This window comes from Paraburkholderia sp. EG287B (genome assembly GCF_040965595.1).
Classification (GTDB): Bacteria; Pseudomonadota; Gammaproteobacteria; order Burkholderiales; family Burkholderiaceae; genus Paraburkholderia.
Map to the genome: position 1 here is coordinate 17,579 of NZ_JBFRCG010000030.1, position 24,387 is coordinate 41,965.

The window sequence follows — 24,387 nt, forward strand, 5'->3', positions numbered from 1 at the left end:
GTCAACGATTTTTATAGGACTCGATATAAAAATGAGCGAACCCGCCCGGAAACGCGGCAGGCCGAGGTTGCTGGACCGCGACGTGGGACTCGACGTCGCCGCCCGGCTGTTCTGGGAGCATGGATACGAGGGTACCTCGATCGCCGATCTGACCGAGGCCATGGGTATCCCGCCGCCATCCCTCTACGCAACGTACGGCTCCAAGGAAGACCTTTACAGACAGGCGCTCGACCATATCAGCGAGCGTGAAAACAAAGCGGCGCTGGAAGCGCTAGGTGGAAAGATGCCGGCCCACGATGCAATAGCGTTCTACCTGCACGATGCGGCGACGCGCTTTACCGCCGCGGGAAGGCCGCGCGGCTGCATGGTTTCGACTGCTGTTCTCCAACACGCCGAAAAGTGCGAGTCTGTCGCCCAGACGGTCGCCGCAAGGCGCGAACTCGGGCTGCAGACCATCAAGGCGCGCTTCGACCGTGCCGTCGCTGAGGGCGAGCTTGCCCCCGATACCGACACCGATGCGCTCGCACGCTTTTATGGCGCAGTGGTGCAAGGCATGTCGGCGCAAGCGTGTGACGGGGCATGCAGGGAAACATTGCAGCGGCTGGCTGATATTGCGTTGTCGGCGTGGCCATCGCCCTCAGTTCATCGCCAGAAGCCGGTTTCGTGAGCGAACCGGTTATCACCAAACAGGACACGGCGGTAACTATGGGATTCGGCCACCCGGAGGCGGGCGACATCGCGACACCGGTGGCGCTCTGTTGCTCCGGCGAAACCAGGTCGTCTCACAGACTACCAAATCGACAGGCGCTCGTCAGCGAGATCCAGCGCAGTTATTGGTGTGCCAGTCGTGATCTCCTTGCCGTCTTCCCACGCTCGACCCGGAGGATTGCCGGTAGCAACACATTATTCTTCGCGGCCGTCACTTCTGCGAGAATCGATATCGCAATTTCGGGCGGCGTGCGGCTGCCGATATAGACCCCGGCCGGACCGCGCAACCGTGCGAGTTCTGCGTCCCTCAGATCGAACTCTTTAAGCCGCTCCCGCCGAGCAGCATTATTGCGCCGCGAGCCTAGCGCGCCGACATAGAACGCGGGTGTCTTCAGCGCTTCCATCAGCGCAAGATCGTCCAGTTTAGGATCGTGCGTGAGTGTAATGAGTGCACTGCGTTCGTCGAGTCTCATATCCAGGACCGTATCGTCGGGCATGGTGCGCACGAGTTTCGTGCCGGGTACATCCCATGTGTACACGTACTCCTCGCGCGGGTCGCACACCACCACCTGATAATCGAGCCCTGTCGCGACCTGGCACAAGTAGCGCGATAGCTGTCCCGCGCCAATCACGAGCATACGGTAGCGTGGCCCGTGAATCGTCGTCAAACGCGTCTCGTTGAAGTACACACCGTCAGTCGTCCTCGCTGGCCCGAGTGTGGCTGCACCCGTTGACATGTCTAGCGTGCGCGCCACCAGTTCGCCGCGACTGAGCGCTTCGTGCAAGGCCTGAATGCCGCTTTGCCGCGTAATCGGCTCGAGCACGAGTTGCATCGTACCTCCGCAAGGCAGCCCAAAACGGCGTGCCTCCTCGGCGCTAATGCCATATTCGACCACTTCCGGGGTCCTTTGCGCGACGCCGTGCCGACGCACCTGGTCGATGAGGTCATCTTCGATGCAGCCGCCCGAAATCGAGCCCACCACGTGACCGTCGGCGCGCAGGACCAGCATCGCCCCCTCCGGGCGAGGTGACGAACCCCACGTTTTCACAACCGTCACAAGCAGCATCCGATGACCTGCATCGAGCCAGCGCATCGTTGTTTCCAGCACCTCGAAATCAACACTGTTCATGCTCATGTTCCTTCAGTACCTGCTCAAGCACCGTCACGCACGCGCCCCTACTGACTGCCGAACGGCTCTTTGACCGTCAGCCGGTTGGTCACGGACGTCACGCCCGCAACGCTTTTCGTGATCTCCGTCGCCTCGCCAATCTGGGAGGCGTCCGCCACGGTCCCGTCGAGCGTCACCGAGCCACGCTTCACGACCACGCTGATGTCGCCGGCGTTGATCTCCTTGTGCTTCGCGATCGCCGCGTAGACCTTGCGGCGCAGTGCAAAATTATCCTTTCGATTGCTCTTCGCGCCCATGTCCCCGGACGCTTCGGCCACTGTGCCCTTTGACGCGCTGCGCGCTTCGCTCTCGCCGGCCTGCGCCCAGACGTGAATGGATGCTGATCCGACCAGTATTCCAACAGCGATCTTGAGTGCCCTGCTTGTCTTCATCGAATGCTCCAGTGCGCGGGGTGAGATCAGAAGACGTGGCGAATGCCGATCATCGCCGCGGTGCTTGAGGTACCCTCGGGAACCGGCGCGGCATAGGCGATTGTCTGGCTCATCCTGCCGCGGTTATTGACGTGGCCAATCTGTATGTAGGTGATGGTTGTCCTGGACAAGCTGTATTCGGCACCCACCGCGTACAAATCCGATTGATTGGCTGAAACGTTGCGATCCTTCAGGTAATAGAAGCCCGAGGTAACCTTGAGAAAAGGAGTGAACTTGTAGCCGAGTCCCCCGGAAATCATCTCGAAGTCGTCTTGACCACTTTTCGCTGGATTCCTGCCGATGCTGTATGACGTCGACACCGACAGGTCGTGGAACGTATACATCGCGCCGACATAGTAAAAGCGGTTGTTATCGAGCCCGGTGGGCGGCGCCGTGACGATCGTGCCGGCCGCTGTCGTCGTGAACGGATTGCTGTCGTGGCCGTTGTAGTAGGCAGCCGAAAGATTCAGACCGTAGTTCGAATACCTGAGCACTGCCGATTCGCGCGTGCCCCCCTGGAATTGACCGGCGACGCCACCCGGCGCGTATTCGAGTCCCAGCGATAGACCGTGAAATTTCGGCGACTGGTAAACAATCGCGTTAGAGTCGTACAACGCACCGATCGCTCCGTTTGTACTGGTGCCCTGCCAGCCTGCAGCCTGATTCATGCCAAGCCATGCGGTGAGGATACTGCCGAAGAATTGCGCGCCACGTACGTCGGTGTCGGCCATCGCAAATATCATCGGCACGAACTGACGGCCCGCGTCGATCGAGCCGAAAGGACCGGAGATGCCTATCGTCGCTTGCTGGTTGAAGATTGCGCTGACGCCCGGTGTGTCGGACAGTCCGAACTTCCCGTTGGTACTGGCGAATGCTCCCTGGAGCCTGAAGTTGACCTTGTAACCACCGCCAATGTCTTCAACGCCCTTGAGCCCCCAGAAACTGGTGAAAATACCCGCGTCCTTGAGTGCGTACACGTGCCCGAGATTCACTTTCGACTGGAAATTCGGCGCATTCGCGCTTTGATACAGCAATCCCGTATCGACGGCGCCATACAGCGTCACCGACGATTGCGCGTGTGCCGCGACCGTCCACGCAGAGAGCGTCGAGGCGACGATCACATTCATTTTCATGCTGTCTCCAATGTCATATTTTTTGGCGGATGCGTGCCGCGCTGCGAACTTCCGCGTCGTCTTTTCAGGCAGTTTCCGGCCCGAAAAATACCGCGGCCAATCCCATTCCGAATACGGTGGCGAGAGTGATTCCCACCACACGGAATCCCAGATGCGCCGATGCAAGCGACACGAGCAACGGTCCAAGCGCGGTAAAGAGACGTGCCATATTCCAGGCGAAGCCTTGTCCTGTGGCGCGAACATGGAGTGGAAAAAGCTCAGTCAGGTACAGAGCGACGATGCCAAATCCGCCCATTGCGAAAAACCCGAATCCAAGCATCGCGAAGTAAAACGTCCCCAGTGTTTTCGCCCCTCCAAAAAGGGCAACGACTGCAATCCAGGCGCCGGCACAAAACACCGCGTAGACGATCCGTCTGGAAACACGCGGTATCAGACTGACGAGGAGCAGAATCGAGGCATATCCAAGTGCGGCACCGGCATTGGTCGCCATGAAAGCGATGCCCGTCTGTCGCGTGAATTCCGCGTTGCCGGCGAATGGGAAGAACTCTCTCAGCAAGGTGGGAAAGAGGATGGATGCCCCCCAGCCACCGATCATCATTGCCGAGGCAATGAGCGTTCCGACCAGGGTTCGACGGCGCAACGGGCTGCCAAATATCTCCGATATCGAGCCCATTTTTGGACCTGCGTGACGCATTGCGGCCGCACGTGACTGCTCCCAACGCGTCGATTCCGGTGTGATGAAACGCAGGCCAAGGCTTGCGAGTGCCGGTGCCGCCCCCACGCCAAGCACCCAACGCCATCCAGCGCCGGAAAGCAGGATCGCAAGCGCGGAGGCGGCAACCAGCCCTGCCACATTGGCAACTTGCATCACCTGAACGGCCTTCGCCCTGTGCTTTTCCGGCCAGGTCTCCACGACGAGCGCGGCCCCGGCGGCCCACTCCCCTCCGATTCCGAAGCCCGCCAGCATCTGAAACACGAGCAGCTGATACCAGTCTCGCGCGAAGGCACCGGCTGCCGTGAATACCGAGTAAATCAGCATCGTGCCGAGCATCACTCGAGCTCGTCCGAACCGGTCTGCCACGATACCGAACAGAATGCCACCGATGCCCCAGCAAAGCAGCTTCGCGCCGACAATGAGCCCGCCAATCCGCATGACGCTGCCTTGTGAGGCCCCGAGCAGGTCGTGAAGGGCCGGAACCATGATCATGGTGAACAGGTAGAGATCCATCGCATCGAACATCCACCCCACAAACGCGGACGCAAGCACGATCCACGCGGCCTTGCCCACGACAGAAGCGCCGACATTGCTCCCATGTTCTGTCGACTCAAAAGGAGTCGATTTCGTTTCCATCTTCCCATCTCCTGCTTTGCACTACTTATGATTGGAAAAGCACTTCCCGACACTTCGATGGCATCGCATATCGGGCATGACAAGGCTCAGTAGAAGCGGCTGCCGTTTGCCACGACCTGACCAGACTGAACAAAAACCTCAACCAGGAAAACTATGACGAACGCGGCCTGGCAAACCACTGCCTGCACTTCGAAACCAGCGTTTTCCACAGCAAGCCGAGCACGGAAATCTCGTTCGTCGAGCCCGCAGCGTTGTCACGGCGTGTTGCCGCCACAGGTTCTCTTTCTCCAGTGGCTGTCGAAGCGAACGCGTCTGTGTCGACCCGGGGCACCCTTGCTTCAGTCTGCCGGTCCGCAAGTTTCTCCAGCAAATTAGCCGCGAATTGACGGACCATCTGTTCCGATACGGCGTTGATGATTCCAACCCCGCGGCCGTATTGCGCCACCTGCCCCGCCATCTGCACACTGGTGCGAACGTCGACCTGGGTGCCGGCGGCGTCACTGAGGCGAGATAGAGAAAACGTGGTCACCGTATTGGCCGATCCGCGGTTCCTGGTCTCCTGCCATATGGCCTCAACGGTCGCCGTATACGCGTCGCCCAACGGGGCGCTCAAGGTGACCAGGCCGGAGAACTCCATCGCGATTGGACCCAGCCTGACGCGAATCAGCCCCTTGTACGAGTCCTGGCCGAGTGTGTCCGTGAGCGTCGCACCGGGAAAGCAGGACACCACCAGCGGTACGTCGAGTAGTGCGTTCCAGGCACTCTCGATCGTCGAGTCGACCGAAAAGCGATTTACGATCTCCATACTTCTCCACCTTCATCCGTGTATTGCTCAAACTGGCCCAATAACACCTCCGCGTACGCATCGGGCGCGTCGACACATGCAAGGTGCGCGGCAGCGCGCAGCGTTCGTTCCTCCGCGCCCCGGATTCCTTGCGTCAACCGCGCCGATACGGCTCTGGGTACACTCCCGTCGAGTTCGGCGTTGAGCACGAGCGTCGGGACTTCGATGTCGCACAGCAGACTGGACACATCGTCCGTGGCAATGGCGTGCAATATTTCCAGGTAATCGGTAGAAGCGATGGCCGCAATCTGCTGGGCAAGTCGCTCCCGCTTCGGATACGCCGTGTTTCTGTGGAGGGTCTGCTCCACGTACATGCGCGCAAAGAGATGCATTGGCAGCTTTTTCAACATCCCTTCGGTTGCTGCGAGCCGCCTGGCTACGGCCGGTCCTGAAACGCTTGCGTAAGCGCTCGACAAGACCATGACAGCCACGCGTCGACCCAGCTTCGCGGCAACGCGGATTGCAGTGAGTCCCCCCATCGAGATGCCCACCAGGCCAAAACGGTCGAGACCAATGGCCCCCGTCACCGCGACGACGTCGCCGGCAACCGCGTCTGCATTCCACGCGCTTCGCTTCGTCGAGTCGCCGTGACCTCGGGCATCTATCGCCACGACTCGATATTTCGCGGTGAGTGCGGGCAGGATGTCGTCCCACAGCGCGCTCGATGTACCGAGACTATGGAGCAAAACGACCGCGGGCCCGTTGCCGATGTCGAAATAGGCAATGCGCTCGCCGTCGACGCTCAGAAACCGCTTGTCGTGGGACGGCACGAACGGCGCTGTCGCCTCGAGGCGAGCCGCGATCGAGTCCGCCAGAACATCGGCGGCAAGCGCGGCGAGCGTTGGCGTATGCGGACCGGCCGATTCCCGCAAGAAGGTCTTGACTCCGCGTAACGCCTGCGGCGCCCGGCTGTTCATGAACGCGATGAACTCGTCCTGCGCGTTGTCCAGCTCCCAGGGAGCGACGACTGCACCGATCAGCCCATACTCCAGAGCGGTCGTCGCGTCGATGGGCCGGCCCGTCAAAACCAGGCGCGAAATTGCTTTGACATGAACCCGCGCGATGAGCACGGACATCAGCAGTGCAGGAGCAAACTGCTTCTCCAGTTCGTTGGCTTCGAACTGGCTACGCACGTCGGCGACTGCATAGTCGCTCGCTGCAACGATTGCGCAACCCAAACCCGAAGCAAGCCCTTTGACGAAACAGGCAACCGGTACCGCACTCGAACGGATGGCCTCGTAGAGCGCGAGAATAGGCGCCGCCCCCCGTTCCTTGATTGCGGGGCGTGGATCTTCCATTGGGGCAAGTGCCGGCGGCGGCGATGCGGCCCGGCCTGTGCAGAAGTTCTCGCCCTCCCCGGACAACACGATTGCCACGGTGCTCTCGGGAGGGTCGCCGATCACTTCTGTGAGCGCTCGCAACATGGCGTGATCCAGCTCGTTCCTGCCGTCAGCGCTGTTCAGGGCAATATGCAGAACATGCCCCTTCATCTTCAGCAGAAGATTTTCATGCATTCTGGTCTCCACGTTCATCGCGATTTCACGCCGGGTGATGGCATGCCCGGTACGAACTGCCGAACAACCCCCTGGTTCTGAAGTGACCTCAGTTCGTCGATATCGAGGCCGATGTACTCGCCAAGCACGGCGTTCGTATGCTCCCCCAGATGGGGTGGGTAACTCGCACCGGCAGGACCCGAAGTATCGAGCTTGATTGGATTGCCGGGCACGCGCACATGGGATCCCGCTCGGCTGCGAAGCTCGACGAGCATGTCTCTGTGCGCGACTTGCGAGGCGTTCAGTGCCTTATCCACTGTCTTGACCAGAGCGGCCGGAATCGAGGCCGAATTCAGCAGATCGAGCCAACTCTGCGCGGGTTCGGACCGGAAGCGCGCCTCCAGTGATTCCCATAGCGCCACCTTGTTTGCGAGGCGTTCGGCCGGATCCTTGAATCTCGGGTCGTGGACGAGGTGTGGCAAACCGACTGCCTTGCACAGGTCGGCCCACATACGTTCGGTGTTGGCGGTCACGACCAGTGAAACGCCGTCGCCACATTCGAACGAGCGGTAAGTCGGTATCGAATCGTGGCCTCGTCCCTGTGGTTCCGGCACTTCGCCCGACAGCAGATAATAGGCGCCTTGATAACAAAGCATGGCGATTTGCGCATCGAGCATCGACACATCGACGAACCGTCCTTCGCCGGTAGTCTGGCGCTCGACAAGCGCAGCGAGTATGCCCATCACGCCATACATGCCGGCCGCAAGGTCGCCGATCGGAATACCAGCGCGAACGGGTGCCTGCCCGGGCTCTCCAGTCAGACTCATGCCCCCCGACATCGCCTGCACGATCATGTCGTAAGCGGGAAGATCCCTGTCCGGGCCGGTCTGTCCGAAGCCGCTGATACTGCAATAGACGAGCCGCGGATTGCTCGCGCGAAGCGCCGCTTGACCGAGCCCGAGCCGCTCCATCACACCGGGGCGATTGTTTTCTACGAGGACATCGGATTGCGCCGCCAGCTCCCGGACGAGTTCCGCTCCCCTCGCGGTCTTGAGGTCGATGACGACACTCTTCTTGTTGCGATTGACCGCGAGATAGTAGGCGCTGTCTCCCTCTACGAAATGGGGAGGCACGCCGCGTGAAAGTTCACCCGCCGGCGGCTCGATCTTGATGATCTCGGCGCCGAGGTCACCGAGGATCTGCGTTCCGAAAGGGCCCGACAGGAACTGCGTGAGGTCCAGAACCCTTACACCGCTCAGCGGACCAGTTTTTCCAGAGTCCATATCGTTATCCTGCAAGTTCTTCGTTCGAGGTGTGTGAGAGGGCGATGTCGCTGTAGGCGCCGGCGGCATGCAGACGTTCAAAGATCATTTCAGGCAGCACGGGGGTTTCGTCAAAACGGATAGACCAACGGCTCAGCGCATCCTCGATGGCACTGACGATCGCCGCGGATGCAGGAATCGTCCCGCCCTCCCCTGCGCCTTTGGCGCCAAGCGGGTTGTTTGGCGAGGGCGAAACGAGATGCGCCATCGCGATGCGGGATGGCATGTCGAGAGCGGTCGGCAGCAGAAACTCGGCGAAATTCGTCGCAAGCGGCTGGGCATTCTCGTCGTACGCATGGCGCTCGAGCAGCGTGTTGCCGATCCCATGGGAAATCGCGCCAATCACTTGCCCCTCGACGAGCATCGGATTGATCACGTTCCCGCAATCGTGCGCAACGCCATAACGCAAGACCTTTACGTAGCCCGTCCCGAGATCCACCTCGACTTCCGCGAACGCCGTTCCGTTGGCGTAGACACTGGCTTTCGGGGAGAAATAATGCGTGACGGTCATGCCTGCATCCAGCCCCTCAGGAAGCGTGAACCCAGGTATCCCATAGGACATCTGAGCGATTTTCCCGAGCGGCAACGCCCTTTCCGGCTGACCTCGCGCGCCTACGACGCCACGCGCGACCTCGATCTGATCCAGCGGAACACGAAGGGCGTTCGCAGCCAGCGCCCTGATTTTTCCGGCGAGCTTGCCGCATGCAATGTGAACGGCATTTCCGGCGTTGACGGTGATCCGGCTCGCGAATGTCCCGACGCCCATTGCAAGCTTGCCCGTATCGCCGACGACGACCGTGATTGCATCCATCTCGACACCGAGCTGATCGGCCGCTATCTGGGCAAAGATGGTTTTCATGCCTTGTCCCTGCGCGCCGGCGCCACCGACGTCCAGGTGGATGCGTCCGTCGTTTTGCAACGTGACTTCCGCCCCTTCATAGGGACCGAGACCGCAACCTTCGACGTAGTTGGCAAAGCCGATCCCGAGATACCGTTGCTGCGCACGCGCGTGCTCCTGGCGGGCGCGGAACGCGTCCAGACCGGCAAGCTCGACCGCCTTTTCCTGGGTCTCCGGATAGTCTCCGGAGTCATACACCATCTGCGAACCGTCACGGAATATCAGGCCGGTTTTGTACGGCAACTGTTCCGGCTGCACGAAATTGCGGCGTCGAATTTCCAGACGGGTGAGGCCGAGCTGGTCGGCTGCCGCATCGAGCATCCGCTCCATCGCGAATACCGCTTTGGGCCGCCCCGCGCCGCGCACCGGCGTGGTCGGCACCATGTTCGTGCACGCGACTTTCAGCTTCACGTCGAATGCGGGGACGACATACGGACCCAGCGACGAGGTCACCGCGATGATCGGCACGACAATGCCCCAGGGCACGTACGCACCGTTATCGTGGACCACGGAACCGCGCACGCCGAGGATCTTTCCGTCCTGGTCGAGCGCCATCTCGAGATCCCACAATTGATCGCGCTCCTGGGTAATGCACAGGAAGTGCTCGCGCCGATCTTCGGTCCACTTGACCGGCACACCCAGGCGGAGTGCCGCGGAGGCCACGACGAACTCTTCCGGATAGGCGATACCCTTGGGACCGAACGCCCCTCCGACGTCCGGCATGATGACCCGGATCTTCGCTTCGTCGTAGCGGAGCGCTTGCGCGAGAAGACGTCTTTCGAGGTGCGGCGCCTGGCCTGAATTCCAGACGGTCAGATCGCCGGTGCCGCCATCGAGCCGCGCGAGGGTCGCGCGGCACTCCATCGGGTGCGCAGTTCCGCGATGATGGAATATCTCGCGCTTGACCACGTGTGCTGCGCTCGCAAAGGCCGAGTCGACTTCGCCGAAAGCAAACGGCATGTCGAGCAGGAGGTTTGTCGGAACGTCGCTGTGAGCCCGTGGCGCATCCGGGTCGAATATCTTCCTGATGTCGCCGGCAACAGGCAGTACCTCGTAGTCGATCTGCACCAGGTTAGCGGCGTCTTCCGCGATGTACCGGCTTTCGGCAAGGACAACAGCAACCGCCTCGCCGACGTAGCACACCTCGTCCGCAGCCAGCGGCGACCACATGCGCGGCTCAGTGAGCATGTGCGTGGGCGCCAGGACAGGCAACGGCCCCCGCAGCGCTTCATCCAGGTCGGCGAATGTCCAGACATGCTGCACGCCCGGTACGGCCTTTGCTGCTTGCGTATCGATGTGCCTGATGCGGGCGTGCGCGTGCGACGAGCGCACGAAACAGCAATGCAACGTTCCAGCAAGTTGGATATCGTCGACGAATTGCCCCTCGCCTTTGAGCAGCGCGGGGTCTTCCGTGCGCTTGACGGGTTTGCCGACATATCGCGCGCCCACGGCCGACTCCGAAGGGGCATCGCTGCTCTTCGAGTGTGCGGTGACCGGTCCGAAAGCGGGATCGGGCTCGCCGCGCATTCGCGCTGCGGCGAGCAGCGCCGCTTCGACTATGGCCTGGTAGCCCGTGCAGCGGCAGATATTCCCGCTGATCGCATCACGCACTTGCGCCTCGGACGGGTCGGGGTTGGCCCGCAAAAACTCCGTGAGCGTGGTCAACATGCCCGGGGTGCAGTATCCGCACTGCAACGCATGGCGATCCTGAAACGCCTGCTGCAGGATGCCGAGCGAGCCGTCGGCATTCGCCAGCCCCTCTACGGTCGTGACCTTCCGCCCGTCGACCTGACCACAGAGCTGAAGGCATGAGCGCATGGAACGTCCATCCACCAGTACCGTGCATGCCCCGCAAACACCATGCTCACAGCCATAATGCGTGCCTGTCTTGCCAAGCTGGTGACGAAGAAAATCGCCGAGCGTCACTCTGGGGTCGATGTCGCAGGTCACCGCCTGTCCGTTCAGTTCGAAGGCAATCCTTGCCTGTTCTACGAATTCGATTCTCTGATCCATGATTCCCTCAGCTTGCGTTCAATGCACGAGCGAACGCGCGCCCAAGCGCACGCTCGGTCACGGTGGACGCGAGGCGTTGCCGATAGACCGCACTAGCACTCGTGTCGCCAAGGGCATCGATCCGGCTTGCTCTACCAGCGGCCACCCTTGCGAGACCGTCGCTGGGCTGCTGTCCCTGGAGGACGTCGTCGAGTTGCAGACGGCAAGGTTTGCTGCCAATGCCGCACAGGACCACATCGGCACGGCTGATAGCGCGATTGGCGTCGACGGACACCATGGCCGCGGCGCCGACGATTGCGAAGTCCCCGTGCCTGCGCGCGAATTCCTCGAACGCATAGCCGTGCGGCTCGCTCCAGATGCGCAGGCGAATTTGCGTCACCATTTCGTCCGCTTCGATCGAAGTCGTCATGAAGCCGCACGCGAACTCATGAAACGGGATGCGCCGCTCTCCGCGGGGTCCCACGGCGACGATGGTCGCATTGAAGATTTCGGCGAGTGCGGGCTGCTCCGAGGCCGGGTCGAGGTTGCAAACGCTTCCGACAAACGTGCCCCGATTTCGCGTCTGAATATGACCGACCAATCGATACGCCTCGACCATCAGCGGCGCGTATCGATGAATCAAGGGAGACTGCTCGATATCCCGCTGGCGAACCAGTGCGCCGATGCAGACCTCGCCGCCTTCCAACGCTATCCCGTCGAGTCCGGGTATCGCGTTCACGTCGATCAGATGGTCCACATACGCGTAGCGCATGGCCAGCATCGGCATCAGCGTCTGCCCGCCAGCGACGATGCGTGCGTTGTCCAGCGTGGCAAGCAGCTCGACGGCGCGCGCCACGCTTTCCGGGCGGTGCCAGGTAAAGGGTGCTGATTTCACTTCTCACCTTCCAAGAATGTGTATCGCGCAGGCACCGTGATCGAAGCCGTAGGTGCCTCCGCCGGTGATGTGCGCCAGCCCGATCCGCGGACCGCGCGGCTGGTCTTTCGCGACCTGGCGTGCGCCGCAGCGGCCCTGCAACTGCCGGGTTATTTCGACGATCTGCGCGATGCCCGACGCGCCGAGCGGATGGCCCCTGCAGAGCAGACCGCCGGAAGGGTTGAACGGAATCCGCCCGTTCAGCGACGTTTGACCTTCCCTGATCAAACCCGCCCCTTCTCCATGGCGGGCAAAACCGAGTGCCTCGTAGTACAGCAATTCGGCGATGGTGAAGGCGTCGTGACACTCGACGAGATCGATGTCGGAAGGTCCGATGCCGCAGGATTCGTAGGTTTCGTTCGCACAACGCATCGTGACCTCGGGAGTCGTCATATCCCTGCCTCCCTGCAGGTAACGCCCCGACGTCAGATGCGACGCAAGAATCTTCACGGCGCCTTGCCGATTCGCAATGGGAAAGTCGGAGGCCACAAGCACTACCGCCGATGCGCCATCGCCCAGCGGGCAGCACTGATGCAACGTCAGCGGCGAGGCCACCTGCCGACTAGCGAGCACTTCATCCACCGAGATGGTGCTGCGGATCTGTGCATAGGCGTTGAGCGCGCCATTCGCCCTGGCCTTGACCGCGATCTGCGCGAGATCGCGAGGCGACAAATCGAATTCGTGCATGTAGCGCTGTGCGCGCATTGCATATAGCGCCGGCATCGTCAATCCGTTCGCCGCCTCGACATCCTCATCGCCCAGGTCAAGTGGGCCGCCGCCGAGACGGGTCAATTGCTCCGCTCCGACCACGACGGCACAATCCACCGCCCCCGCGGCAATTGCGAGCCAGGCATGCCGGAATGCGCTCGCCGACGACGAGCAGGCATTTTCGAAATTCGCCGCTTCGATGCCGGTCAGCCCCGTCTCCCGTGCGATACGTTGGGCAGCCAATGGACCACCGGATACCGTTCCGCAATAAATAGCGCCGATGCGCGGCCGATCGATTCCGGCTTCGTCAAGTGCCTCGATGACCGCTGGCGCGGCGAGCTGTGGAAGACTGACTTCCGGGAAACGCCCAAAGCGAACCATGCCTGTGCCGACGACGCTCACGCTCCTCAAACCGTTCGTCGCGCTCATGAACCTGCCTGCCGGGAACCTTCGCCGGGTGCGGCAAAGAAATAGATGAACTGGCTTGCTCGTTTGTTTGCTGGTTTCACCCGCAATTCGAGTGGCTGCCCCGTCTGGACGGCGCCAACTTCCATTTCGATGCGCCCGAAGACCCTCAGGCCGTCACTAAAGTCCACATAGCCGACGATATAGGGCGTGTCGACGCCCCTGGGTCCCATATGCACCACGCTATGGCAGTAGAGGGTGCCGATCGCCGGCAACGGCAACGCAACGAAGTCACGACCGCCGCAGTGCGGGCACACGGTGAGTACCGGATAGATCGGCGCTTCACAAGCGGAGCACTTCGCTCCGAGTAAAGACCAGCCCTTCCCGCCTCTCACCACCGAGGCGGTGCCTAATCGTCTGAAACCGTTCACGCTGGCTCCCATTTCTGTTCGAGTTCGATGGTGTAGTGTGTATTACACTATAGTAGTCAACGGCAACTAGAAAGGTAGGGAAAACCCGGCACGGCCGCTGCGGCCGATGCCGAAAGACCGCCCGCAGTCTCGCTTGCTGGCGATTTTTGCCAACGGGGGGCAGAATGCCTTCCAGACCGATAGTTTTGGAGCTGGTGAGTGGAAATAGCGAAGACAGGAAGGAAGAAGCCCATCTCGCGGGGAGAGGCTTCCTCGACGGACGGCGTACAGGGATATCAGCAGCGCGTTAGCAGGGAAAAGCGTGCGCTGATCCTGGAGGTTGCAATCGCAACGTTCCTGGAAAGCGGATATGACGCGGCCACGATGGATTCCATTGGCGATCGCGCGACAGTGTCATACGCGACCCTGTACAAACATTTTCCCAGCAAGGAAACGCTGTTCGTCGAAGCGGTGGACCATTTGATCCATCAGCTATTCTCGAGCTGGAAAGATCATGTCGTGCCCAACGACGTCGAACCGGGTCTGCGCGAAATTGGACGCGCATTCTGCGAGCTCGTTTCGGATGCGCGTTTGATTTCCGCGATGCGCCTGATCATTGGGCAAGTGCGAAACTTTCCCGCCGTGGGCGCCCGCTTTCAACTTGCGAAGCATTTATTCAGCGATATTACGGACGCCTGGTTGCAAAGGCGCGTTGACGAAGGCGAGCTGCGTGTTGCCGACGTGCAGCTTGCACGCGCGGAGTTCATTGGCATGCTGGGCGAGACCGTTTTTTATCCTCGCCTGATGCAAACAGATTACGCCCTGTCCGACACTCAGGTAGAACGCATCGTCGAGAGCGCCGTTTGCACTTTCCTGGCGCGATATCGAGTGCAATGAATCGCATCGCAGCGATGCCGCTGCGTCCCTCGCGCTGCGGGGTCTACCAGACAACGATTGCAGCCGCGCCTGCGACGAGACCGACATGAGCGATTCCAATGACATTCGCTTCGTGCTGACCATCCAGGAAGCCGGCAGCCTCGTTGCAGCAGCGAGAAAGCTTGGGCTTTCGCCACCAGCGGTCACGCAGCGGTTGCAGCAGATCGAAAGAAAGCTCGATATCCGCCTCGTCGACCGCAGCGCTCGCCGCCTACGGTTCACGGAAGAGGGAATGCTGCTGTGTCAACGCGGCGCGCACCTGGTGACACAGTTCGACACGCTGTTCGAGGATTTGCGCGCCCGCCGCGGTGGGCTCGTCGGCACCGTGAGGGTTCGCGCGCCGTTAGGTTTCGGGCGGCGCTATCTCGCTTCCGTCGTGTCCGGCTTCCAGCAAGGCAACCCCGACGTCGACATCGAGTTGACGCTCACCGATCAACCATTGACCGAGTCCGCCGACCGCTTTGACATCGTGGTTCACATCGGCGAGCTGCCTGCGTCCAACATGATCGGCTATGCGATTGCGCCGAATGCACGCTTCGTGTGTGCATCCCCCGCGTTTCTGAAGCGCTTTCCGAGCCCGGAAACCCCCGACGATCTGGCCCAACTGCCATGTATCGTGCTGCGAGAGAACAACGAAGACGCGTCGCTCTGGCAGTTCCGCAAGGGCCGTACGGCGCGCAGCATCCGCGTGTCGTCGAAGTTGACCTGCAACGATGGCGAGGTGATACGCCAATGGGCGTGCGAGGGCCGCGGCATCATTCTGCGCTCGGAATGGGACGTTGCCGGCGATATCGCGAAGGGAAACCTCGTGCGGCTGCTCCCTGCATGGAAGGCGCACGACGCCGATGTGATCGCACTCACCAACAATCGCGCCGGCTTGCCCGCCCGCACCCGGCAATTCATGCAATATCTGCAGGCGCAGTTTCGGCCACAGCCGCCGTGGCGAAGCTAGCCTTCACCTCGGAAGACATTCATTCTTTCTGAATGATTGATTTCGTGGGACTGAATTCCCGGCGCCTGATCGAACTCTATACTTGATGCCATGAACGAACCACGTGGAGGCCTCGCTCATGAGCAATCCATCTTCAACGACCGGCTATCCGAAGGCGGTCCTCTTCGATCTCCTGACTGCACTGCTCGACTCGTGGACGCTCTGGAACCGTTCCGCAGGCTCGGAACAGGCGGGGCGTGCGTGGCGCGCCGAGTATTTGCGTCTAACCTACGGGTGCGGGCGCTATGTCGCTTACGAACAGCTGGTAAAGGAGGCCGCGGCGCACGTGGGCTTGCCCGAATCCGCCGCACTCGCGCTTGAGGCGGACTGGCTTCAACTGACCCCGTGGAGCGGTGCTGTCGAGGCATTGCAACAGCTTCAATCGCATTGCAAGATCGCCATCGTAACCAACTGCTCGATACGACTTGGCCGCCAGGCGGCAGAAATCATTCCCGTCAAATGGCATGCAGTGATCACCGCCGAAGAAGCCGGCACCTACAAACCCGATCCGACGCCCTATCGCCTGGCGCTCGACGTGCTCGGCGTGACGGCTTCGGAAGCCGTCTTCGTCGCCGGATCGAGCTACGACATGTTCGGCACCGCCGCGGTCGGCTTGCGGACCTATTGGCACAACCGGGTTGCCCTGCCCCTGGTAGAAGGTGCGCCGCCTCCTGAAATCGAGGCGCCGACACTGGAAGCCCTTGTGCCCTGGTGCAGCCGGTTTGACGTTTCGGCGCACAACAACCTGACCGCCTGAAATCATGAAACTCGATGAATTCGATACCCCCGCGGCCGTGGTCGATATCCCGCGGATGGCCAGGAATATTGCGCGCATGCAGTCGCGCATGAACGCGCTCGGCGTGAGGTTCCGCCCGCACGTGAAAACGACCAAATGTCTGGAGGTCGTGCGGGCGCAACTGGCGGCCGGCGCGAACGGCATCACGGTATCGACGCTGAAGGAAGCGGAAGCGTTCTTTGCGGCTGGCGTGACCGATATTCTCTATGCGGTCAGTATCGCGCCGTCGAAGCTGCCAAGAGCGATGGCGCTCAGACAACGGGGCTGCGATCTGAAGCTGGTGGTGGATAACACGCGCGCCGCGGTAGAGGTCGCGAAGTTTTGCGCTGCGCAGCGGGAAGCCTTCGAAGTCTGGATCGAGGTCGATACAGATGGGCATCGCTCAGGAATCGCACCGGAACAGGATGCGTTGCTGGAGGTCGGGCGCATTCTGCACGACAGCGGCGTGAAGCTCGGCGGCGTGATGACGCACGCGGGATCCAGCTACGAACTTCACACGCCCGACGCGTTGTCTGCGCTCGCCGAGCAGGAACGCTCGGGCTGTGTTCGCGCGGCGCAACGGTTGCGTGAGGCGGGCCTCCCTTGTGACGCGGTGAGCGTCGGTTCGACACCTACCGCGTTGTCCGCCGGGAAACTCGATGGCGTATCCGAAGTGCGCGCGGGGGTTTACGTCTTTTTTGATCTCGTGATGCGCAACATCGGCGTATGCTCGAGCGAAGACATCGCGTTGAGCGTGCTCACGACGGTCATCGGCCATCAGCCGGAAAAAGACTGGGTGATCGTGGACGCAGGCTGGATGGCGATGAGCCGCGACCGCGGGACGTCGCGGCAGGCGGAAGATTTCGGCTATGGTCTGCCCTGCAGTCTCGATGGCACGCCCTTGACCGACTGGGTTTTGAGCGGCGCAAACCAGGAGCACGGCATTCTGTCGCCCGCTCATGAGACTCAGCAAACCACGAGCCTCGCGACGCGCTTTCCGATCGGAACGAAGCTGCGTATCTTGCCCAATCACGCCTGCGCGACGGGTACGCAGTTCCCGGAGTATCAAGCGCTATCCGCAGATGGCGAAACAACCGTATGGAGCCGCTTTCATGGCTGGTAACGAATCGGGCACGCGATTGCCGCGCACGGAAAACCCGCTGAACCTGCGTCCCCCGGGGGGCCACTATAGTCACGTGGCGATCGCAAACGGACTGGTATTCGTCTCCGGTCAGTTGCCGATCGACCCGCAGGGCCAAAAGCTTACCGACGCGTCGTTCGAAGTGCAGGCAGAGCAGGTGCTGGCGAATCTCAAGGTCGCGCTGGAAGGCGCAGGCAGCAGCATCGCGCAACTGGTCCAGGTTCGCGTCTATCTCGACGATATCGAACATTGGCCGAGTTTCAACCAGATCTACGCGGGCTGGGCGGGCGAGGCGCGGCCGGCACGCACAATCGTGCCGACGGGGCCGCTCCACTTCGGCTTCAAGATCGAGATCGAAGCGACGGCAGTGCTGTAAGGTTGCTTGTGCTCGTGGCAGAGTCACGACGTACCCGATGCAAGCTTGAATTCCGAAACGACATCGTCGAGCAGCGCGGCCTGCTCCTTGAGCGACTGGGCTGCGGCTGCAGCCTGCTCGACAAGCGCTGCGTTTTGCTGAGTGGTCGTGTCCATTTGCACGACCGCGCCATTCACCTGCTCGATGTCGTGGCTCTGTTCCTGCGTAGCCCGATGCAACTCCGCCATCAAGCCGCTTACCGCTGTGACTGACGACACGACCTCGGTCATGATCGTGCCTGCCTTTTGCGCGAGCAGTGAACCTTCGTCGATCTTTCCGACCGTCGCGTCAATCAACTGCTTGATCTCCTTTGCCGCCTGGGCACTTCGCTGAGCGAGACTTCGAACCTCACTCGCGACGACCGCAAAACCGCGCCCGAGTTCTCCAGCGCGTGCCGCCTCGACGGCGGCATTCAGCGCCAGAATGTTGGTCTGGAAGGCGATGCTTTCAATCAGGCCCACGATTTCGGCAACCTTGCTGGAATGCACCGATATGCCTTGCATCGTCCGGACGACTTCGTGAACCACCTCGCCGCCGGCAGATGCGGTTTGTGAAGCTACCAATGCCTGTCGACTCACGCTATTGGCGGTCTCCGCGTTTTTCTTGACGGCCCGCGTCAACTGCGCCATGTTCGCGGCCGCAAGCTCGAGCGAAGCGGCCTGTTGCTCGGTTCGCCGGGAAAGATCTGCGCTGCCGGAGGCGATCTCCTGTGCGCCGACGTTGATGGTTTCCGTTCCGCCGCGAACGCTCCGGACAGTTCGCACCAGCGCGTCCTGCATTGTCCTGACGTCCGCCATGAGCATTCCCATCTCGTTCCGGGATTCTGCGAGCACATCCCCCTGAAGATTGCCTGAGGCAATGCGCGCGAGATGCCCCTTGATTTCAGCGACAGGGCGCACAACGATGCCGACGAGGATCCGCCTCGCGAATATTCCCACGGCAAGTGCGACGATCGCCGTTGCGGCAAGCATGGCGACCATCGAATGAAAGCGCGACTGCGCCTGCGCAAAACGTTCCCGTTGCAAGTCGACGACCGCGTTCTCGCGCGCCTTCATCGCGCTCTGATAAGACGCCACCGCATCCTGTGTCGCCTTCCCCTGGAGCTCCTTGAAGCGGCCGAAATCCATCTGGCTGAGCGCGTCGGCCGCCGGCAGGATTGCCTTGTCGAGGACCGACCGGCGGCGCCCTGCCAGCTGCCTCGCCGCCTCGGAGTCCGCGCCCGATTGCAGTGAAAGATACTTCGAGAATTCCAGTTCGGAATCCTTTAGATCCTGTCGCGCGCCCGAAAGCAGCTCCGGTTCCGGGTCGCCCAGACCATACAACGAAAGGTAGCTGTCGAGCGAAACGCGTGCACGCTGAAGCAAGGCGTCACTGGTCTTCAGCGCGACCAGCGAACCGGTATCGACTTCGTACATCGCTCGCAGCGCGTCGTTGTTCAACTTCAGCGCCAGAATGCCCGCAGAACTCGTCAAGGCAAGGATGACGACAAACACCGAAATTACGCAGGTCAGCCCGCGTTTGATACTGAGCCCCTTGAGCATGTTTCCCCCCCCCGATTCATGATGTGTCAAATAGACCTCTCAAGCGGGCCGTGATGACTTTCTATTAATAGAAAAAGATTCCAGCTGGAATAAGCCGCTACTCCGTCGAGTAACGCGCGGTCCTCGTCAGAGACGCGAGACGTTCGACTGTGAAGCTCACCCGACGGCTGAGCGTTTGTCCCGCAGCAAGAACCGAAAGCCCGCGCACGCCATCGCCTTCGCGGATGTAGCGGTGTTCCGACTGATCATTCATCACCTGGAACGAAAACGAATCGTCTTCCGGATAGGCGCGAAGGCGATAGCAGTCCGTGTTTCCCACGATCGCGAGAGAAAACTGTCGCGCCGGCCATTCGACCAGCGCCCTCCCTCCCCAGCCAGTGAATGCGTGGTCAACCGCCTTCCCCGGCAAAGGGTATGTCACCCCGAATTGCCACGCGAACGGAGCCGGAACGAGCCTGGGAGTTTTTCCGTTCTCTCGCGCAATCCAGATGCCGCCCGCCGGTGCGCTGATGCGGGTATCCGAATCCCGCACCAGGACCGGACTGACCTCGATTTCGCACGGTAGCGGCGTGTGTCCCGAATTTTCGAGTTCAATGGCGATTTCCAGTGTCGGCCCGTCAAGCTCGTATGTCTGGACCGCCTTATAGCGATCTGAGACTTCGGCTTTCAGGCGGAGACATTTTTCCCCAGTGGGGTCGAGTTTCCAGTCACCCATGAGTGCAACATCTGGAGCAACATCGGCCACTGGAGCTCGCCGACTTGCGCCGATTGGCTGCGACCCCGGCGACGGCGCCGCTGCCTCGATGTCCTGCGCCGCGTTCTGAACCCAGATCGACGGTTGACACGATAGTCGACGCGGAGCCACTCCATGCCCTCGCCGCTCCGCCTGTCGAAAGACGGGCGTCCACACGCCGCGGTCGTTCCACTCCAGTTGCGCAATCCCGCCGTGGCGCCCTGCCTCTATGTCGAGCCTCAGATAGGCGTTCGAAAGCGTCTGCCGATACGCCTTCCCGGCTGCGCCCTGCTCTGGCTCGCCAGGTCGCACCGCCTCCCCGAAGGCTGGCTTTCGTAAATCCGTTTCCCGCAGCTCGAGCATGTTTTCCCCTCTCGTTCAGACAGACTGAATACCAACCTGCAACGATCAGGTCGTCGTGACGAGATCACCGCTGCCACGCTTGTCCCGCCCCCGCTGCCCACCGTGTGACGGCCCGGCCGAGGTCGGCGCGAGATCCGCGCCGCCCTTGCGGCGTCGACCCGCGTGCCGCTCGATGATCCGCTGCAGCAAACAGAACACACAGAGCAATGCGCCGATGACGATGCGCGTCCACCACGAACTCAACGTGCCGTCGAAGGTGATCAGCGTCTGGATGGTGCCGAGGATGCCGACGCCGAACAGCGAGCCAATTACATAGCCGACCCCGCCGGTCAACAACGTTCCGCCGATCACCGTTGCGGCGATCGCATCGAGTTCCATCCCCTGTGCCTGCAGTCCGTACCCGGAAAGCACATACAGCGTAAAGATCACGCCGCCCAGCGCCGAGCAGAAGCCGCTGAGCGCATACACGGCGATCTTCGTTCTTGCGACTGGCAAGCCCATAAGGAGCGCAGAGCGCTCATTGCCGCCAATCGCATAGACGTTGCGCCCGAAGCGCGTAAAGTGCGCGATGAAAATGGCGACCCCGAGCGTCGCAATGCCAACCAGCGCTCCGGCATTGAGGGAGCCGCCGCCGACCGGAATATTCAGCGACGCGACAGCATGGAACGTCGGCTCGTCGATCGTGATGGATTCCGTCGTGATCAGGAAGCATGTGCCGCGGGCCAGGAACATGCCCGCGAGCGTGATGATGAATGGCTGCAGGCGGAAGAAGTGAATCAACGTTCCCATCGCCGCACCGTAAAGCGCGCCGAAAACCAGCACGATCGGCACGACGACCCAGATGGGCCAGTGCAGCCACTGCGCGCCCACAGCGCACAGTATCGTGGTCAGGGCAACCACAGCGCCGACCGACAGGTCGATACCTCCCGACAGGATCACGAACGTCATGCCAATCGCCACGACAAGCAGAAACGCGTTGTCAACGAACAGGCCCGTCAATACCTGCATCGAAAAGAAACCGGTGTACATGACGGAACCAAAACCGAACAGCGCAGCGAACAGCACGACCGTTGCGACGATGGGCAGCGTTCTCGGATCGGCCAGCCGGCCAGTCAGCTTTCTCATGATGGACTCGTTCCGGTGGATGCGCGTTCGCGCGCCGGGGAAAGAAGATGTTTCACCTGCTTGACGACCAGCGCGCGCGCAACTTCGGACTGAATGACACTCACTACGACCACGACAATCGCCTTGACAACGAGCGTTGCTTCCGGCGGCACACCGATCGAATAGGTCGTGTAGGTCAACGTCTGGATGATCAATGCGCCGAGCACCGTGCCGCCAAGACTGAAGCGGCCGCCAAGCAACGACGTGCCGCCGAGCGTCACGGCCAGAATCGCGTCGAGTTCGAGCAACAGTCCCGCATTGTTTCCATCAGCACTCCGTACGTTCGAACTGGAGATGATCCCGGCGATCGCCGCCATCAGCCCGCAGATGACGTACACGCCGAAGACGATCGCACCGGAACGCAGCCCGACCAGCCGCGTTGCGACAGGGTTGACGCCAATGGAGCGAACGAAGAGTCCCAGTGCGGTGCGGTTCACCAGAAGCGCGAGCGCCAGCGTCACGACGACCGCGATCCAGACCGAGCAGGGAACCATCGCCAGATATCCATCACCCAGCCTGAGGTAGCCCGGTGCACCGATGGGAATAATCTGGCCACCTGTCAGCAGCTGTGCAACGCCCCGCCCTGCGACCATCAAAATGAGTGTGGCGATGATCGGTTGCATCCCGACGAGCGCGACAAGCAGACCGTTCCACATCCCGGCCAACAGTCCGACGGCAATCGCCGCCACAAGCGCCATGCCTACGTGCGACGGATCCGCCTCGAGGATGATCGCGGCGGCCGCGCCGGCAATCGCCACCGTTGCTCCGACCGAGATATCGATGCCGCGCGTCGCGATAACGAGCGTCATTCCGAGGGAGACCAGCACAAGCGGCGCAGCACGATTCAGGATATCAATCGGCGCGCCGAAAAGGTGACCGTCCAGGACTGTCACCGAGAGGAAGCTTGCGCGATGCGCCACGTCCAGGAGGATCAGCAAGATGAGTGTGATGGCAGGCCACACCAGTTGGTGCCGCATCAGCGCGTGAACCGCCTTCATGACTCGCCTCCTGCGATGAGTTGATACACCTGATCCTCCGAGAGGCGATCGCCCGCAATCTCGGCGACCTTGCGACGGTCGCGCAGGACCGCAATCCTGTGACTGACGCGAACCACTTCGCTCATTTCAGAAGAGATAAAGAGAATTGCGAGGCCCTTCGCGCAAAGCGAACGCACGCGGTCCATGATCTCGAACTTTGCGGCAACGTCGATGCCGCGGGTTGGCTCATCCATAATCAGCAGTTTTGGCTCGGTCGCGAGCCAGCGGGCGAGCAGCACCTTTTGCTGGTTTCCCCCCGAAAGCAAACCGATGGGCTGCTCTGCGTCGCGTGCCTTGATCCCGAGTTGCGCGATGTATTGATCGGCCATTTTTCTTTGGCGGGTGTAACTCAGCATGCGCCACCATCCACGTCGTGCCTGCAACGCCAGAACGATGTTTTCCCGGATCGACAACGCCGCGACGATGCCTTCTTTTTTTCGATCCTCCGGGCAATAGGCAATGCCATGTCGCACCGCGTCTCGCGGCGAAGTGAGCCTGGCGCGATGTCCGTCGATCAGCATCGTCCCGGTGTCCGGGCGTTCGGCGCCGAACACCAGCCGCGCTGTTTCGGTGCGGCCAGAACCGAGCAGTCCGGCCAGGCCGACGATCTGACCAGGGCACACGTCGAGATCGACGGGACTCATCAACCCGCGCCGACCCACACCCTGCATGGAAAGAAAAGGCGTGGACGCTGCATCCGGGTGCGGACCGTCCGATGTGCCTGCCTTCATCGCCTCGTTCATGCCTTCCCGGCCAGTCATCTTCGCGACCAGCACGTCGACGGGCAAGTCCTTTGCCAGGTACTCGCCTTCTCGTGCGCCATTGCGCATGACGGTGATGCGATCCGATACGGCATAGGTCTGCTCGAGAAAGTGCGTCACGAACAGAATCGCCATTCCCGATTCCTTCAAGCGGCGCAGCACGGCGAAAAGCCGCGCGACTTCGCCGTCATCGAGACTTGAAGTCGGTTCGTCGAGAATGAGCACGCTCGCGTCGACGGAGACGGCGCGCGCGATGGCCACCATTTGCTGGACCGCAATCGGGTAGGAGTCCAGCGAGTGCGTGACATCAATGAAGAGATCCAGCGCGGCCAGCGCGTCCCGCGCCTGCAGGTTGATCGCCTTCCAGTCGATTGCTCCGCGCCTCTTCGGGTGCCGGCCGGCGAAGATGTTCTCCGCCACGGAAAGGTTCGGGCAGAGGTTCACTTCCTGATACAGCGTCTGGATCCCGGCGGCTTCGGCGTCGAGCGGCGCCGTGAAGCGCACCGGCTTCCCGGCGAGGCAGATTTCGCCGCTATCGTGTGCGAATACGCCGGTGAGCACGTTGATGAGCGTCGATTTGCCCGCGCCGTTCTGGCCCATCAAGGTGTGAATCTCACCGGGATACAGCCGAAAATCGACCTGCTGCAACGCCTTGACGCCCGGGAACGTCTTGTCGATGCCGGTCATTTCGAGGATGGGTGAAGGTTTCATGGTGTTCGCGAGATCCGCGGA

General features: G+C 61.3%; 22 protein-coding genes. 6 read left to right on the forward strand and 16 right to left on the reverse strand.

Features of this window, described 5'->3' with window-relative positions:
- The first annotated feature begins 31 nt into the window (after positions 1–31).
- Positions 32–667, forward strand: coding sequence for a TetR/AcrR family transcriptional regulator (locus tag AB4Y40_RS37970; RefSeq protein WP_368692225.1), 636 nt, complete (start codon positions 32–34; stop codon positions 665–667).
- Positions 668–830: 163 nt separating this feature from the next.
- Here the strand turns inward: AB4Y40_RS37970 and AB4Y40_RS37975 are convergent, their stop codons facing one another.
- The 11 genes from AB4Y40_RS37975 to AB4Y40_RS38025 form a co-directional block, all read right to left on the reverse strand.
- Positions 831–1,838 (reverse strand): XdhC family protein, encoded by a 1,008-nt coding sequence (locus tag AB4Y40_RS37975; RefSeq protein WP_368692226.1) that lies wholly within the window; start codon positions 1,836–1,838, stop codon positions 831–833.
- A gap of 47 nt (positions 1,839–1,885) precedes the next feature.
- On the reverse strand, positions 1,886–2,269 hold the full coding sequence (locus tag AB4Y40_RS37980; RefSeq protein ID WP_368692227.1) for a BON domain-containing protein: 384 nt from the start codon (positions 2,267–2,269) through the stop codon (positions 1,886–1,888).
- 26 nt (positions 2,270–2,295) lie between these two features.
- Positions 2,296–3,441, reverse strand: coding sequence for a porin (locus tag AB4Y40_RS37985; RefSeq protein WP_368692228.1), 1,146 nt, complete (start codon positions 3,439–3,441; stop codon positions 2,296–2,298).
- A 64-nt stretch (positions 3,442–3,505) separates the two neighbouring features.
- Positions 3,506–4,792: an MFS transporter gene (locus AB4Y40_RS37990; protein WP_368692229.1), complete on the reverse strand. Its 1,287-nt coding sequence runs from the start codon at positions 4,790–4,792 to the stop codon at positions 3,506–3,508.
- 151 nt (positions 4,793–4,943) lie between these two features.
- Entirely contained in the window at positions 4,944–5,597 is a 654-nt protein-coding gene (locus AB4Y40_RS37995) for an SRPBCC family protein (protein ID WP_368692230.1), read from the reverse strand.
- A complete protein-coding gene (locus tag AB4Y40_RS38000; protein WP_368692231.1) occupies positions 5,585–7,150 on the reverse strand; it encodes an alpha/beta fold hydrolase in 1,566 nt (521 codons plus the stop codon). Before AB4Y40_RS38000 ends, AB4Y40_RS37995 begins: the two co-directional genes overlap by 13 nt.
- Before the next feature lie 14 nt (positions 7,151–7,164).
- On the reverse strand, positions 7,165–8,412 hold the full coding sequence (locus tag AB4Y40_RS38005; RefSeq protein WP_368692232.1) for a CaiB/BaiF CoA transferase family protein: 1,248 nt from the start codon (positions 8,410–8,412) through the stop codon (positions 7,165–7,167).
- Between the two features lie 4 nt (positions 8,413–8,416).
- A complete protein-coding gene (locus tag AB4Y40_RS38010; protein ID WP_368692233.1) occupies positions 8,417–11,362 on the reverse strand; it encodes a molybdopterin cofactor-binding domain-containing protein in 2,946 nt (981 codons plus the stop codon).
- A gap of 7 nt (positions 11,363–11,369) precedes the next feature.
- A complete protein-coding gene (locus AB4Y40_RS38015; RefSeq protein ID WP_368692234.1) occupies positions 11,370–12,236 on the reverse strand; it encodes a xanthine dehydrogenase family protein subunit M in 867 nt (288 codons plus the stop codon).
- Between the two features lie 3 nt (positions 12,237–12,239).
- Positions 12,240–13,412: a thiolase family protein gene (locus AB4Y40_RS38020; protein ID WP_368692235.1), complete on the reverse strand. Its 1,173-nt coding sequence runs from the start codon at positions 13,410–13,412 to the stop codon at positions 12,240–12,242.
- The gene (locus tag AB4Y40_RS38025; RefSeq protein WP_368692236.1) at positions 13,409–13,819 is read right to left on the reverse strand and encodes a Zn-ribbon domain-containing OB-fold protein; all 411 of its coding nucleotides are present in this window, start codon (positions 13,817–13,819) and stop codon (positions 13,409–13,411) included. Before AB4Y40_RS38025 ends, AB4Y40_RS38020 begins: the two co-directional genes overlap by 4 nt.
- A 198-nt stretch (positions 13,820–14,017) precedes the next feature.
- On the opposite strand from AB4Y40_RS38025, the gene AB4Y40_RS38030 reads away from it, so the two are divergent.
- From AB4Y40_RS38030 to AB4Y40_RS38050, 5 genes are all read left to right on the forward strand, one after another.
- The gene (locus AB4Y40_RS38030; RefSeq protein ID WP_368692237.1) at positions 14,018–14,695 is read left to right on the forward strand and encodes a TetR/AcrR family transcriptional regulator; all 678 of its coding nucleotides are present in this window, start codon (positions 14,018–14,020) and stop codon (positions 14,693–14,695) included.
- A gap of 85 nt (positions 14,696–14,780) precedes the next feature.
- The gene (locus AB4Y40_RS38035) at positions 14,781–15,686 is read left to right on the forward strand and encodes a LysR family transcriptional regulator (RefSeq protein WP_368692238.1); all 906 of its coding nucleotides are present in this window, start codon (positions 14,781–14,783) and stop codon (positions 15,684–15,686) included.
- Between the two features lie 118 nt (positions 15,687–15,804).
- Positions 15,805–16,482, forward strand: a complete 678-nt coding sequence (locus tag AB4Y40_RS38040) for an HAD-IA family hydrolase (protein ID WP_368692239.1) — start codon at positions 15,805–15,807, stop codon at positions 16,480–16,482.
- Between the two features lie 4 nt (positions 16,483–16,486).
- The gene (locus tag AB4Y40_RS38045) at positions 16,487–17,623 is read left to right on the forward strand and encodes a DSD1 family PLP-dependent enzyme (RefSeq protein WP_368692240.1); all 1,137 of its coding nucleotides are present in this window, start codon (positions 16,487–16,489) and stop codon (positions 17,621–17,623) included.
- On the forward strand, positions 17,613–18,017 hold the full coding sequence (locus tag AB4Y40_RS38050) for a RidA family protein (RefSeq protein WP_368692241.1): 405 nt from the start codon (positions 17,613–17,615) through the stop codon (positions 18,015–18,017). Before AB4Y40_RS38045 ends, AB4Y40_RS38050 begins: the two co-directional genes overlap by 11 nt.
- 23 nt (positions 18,018–18,040) lie before the next feature.
- Here AB4Y40_RS38050 and AB4Y40_RS38055 read toward each other — a convergent pair whose 3' ends face one another.
- The 5 genes from AB4Y40_RS38055 to AB4Y40_RS38075 all read right to left on the reverse strand — a co-directional run bounded on the left by AB4Y40_RS38055 (position 18,041) and on the right by AB4Y40_RS38075 (position 24,366).
- Positions 18,041–19,597: a methyl-accepting chemotaxis protein gene (locus tag AB4Y40_RS38055; protein ID WP_368692242.1), complete on the reverse strand. Its 1,557-nt coding sequence runs from the start codon at positions 19,595–19,597 to the stop codon at positions 18,041–18,043.
- A 97-nt stretch (positions 19,598–19,694) separates the two neighbouring features.
- Positions 19,695–20,693 carry a hypothetical protein gene (locus AB4Y40_RS38060; RefSeq protein WP_368692243.1) on the reverse strand — a complete coding sequence of 333 codons (999 nt, stop codon included), beginning with the start codon at positions 20,691–20,693 and terminating at the stop codon, positions 19,695–19,697.
- Positions 20,694–20,738: 45 nt separating this feature from the next.
- Positions 20,739–21,818, reverse strand: a complete 1,080-nt coding sequence (gene yjfF / locus AB4Y40_RS38065; protein WP_368692244.1) for a galactofuranose ABC transporter, permease protein YjfF — start codon at positions 21,816–21,818, stop codon at positions 20,739–20,741.
- Positions 21,815–22,855: an ABC transporter permease gene (locus tag AB4Y40_RS38070; RefSeq protein ID WP_368692245.1), complete on the reverse strand. Its 1,041-nt coding sequence runs from the start codon at positions 22,853–22,855 to the stop codon at positions 21,815–21,817. The genes yjfF and AB4Y40_RS38070 overlap by 4 nt, the downstream gene beginning before the upstream one ends.
- On the reverse strand, positions 22,852–24,366 hold the full coding sequence (locus AB4Y40_RS38075; RefSeq protein ID WP_368692246.1) for a sugar ABC transporter ATP-binding protein: 1,515 nt from the start codon (positions 24,364–24,366) through the stop codon (positions 22,852–22,854). The genes AB4Y40_RS38070 and AB4Y40_RS38075 overlap by 4 nt, the downstream gene beginning before the upstream one ends.
- Between the last annotated feature and the right edge of the window lie 21 nt (positions 24,367–24,387).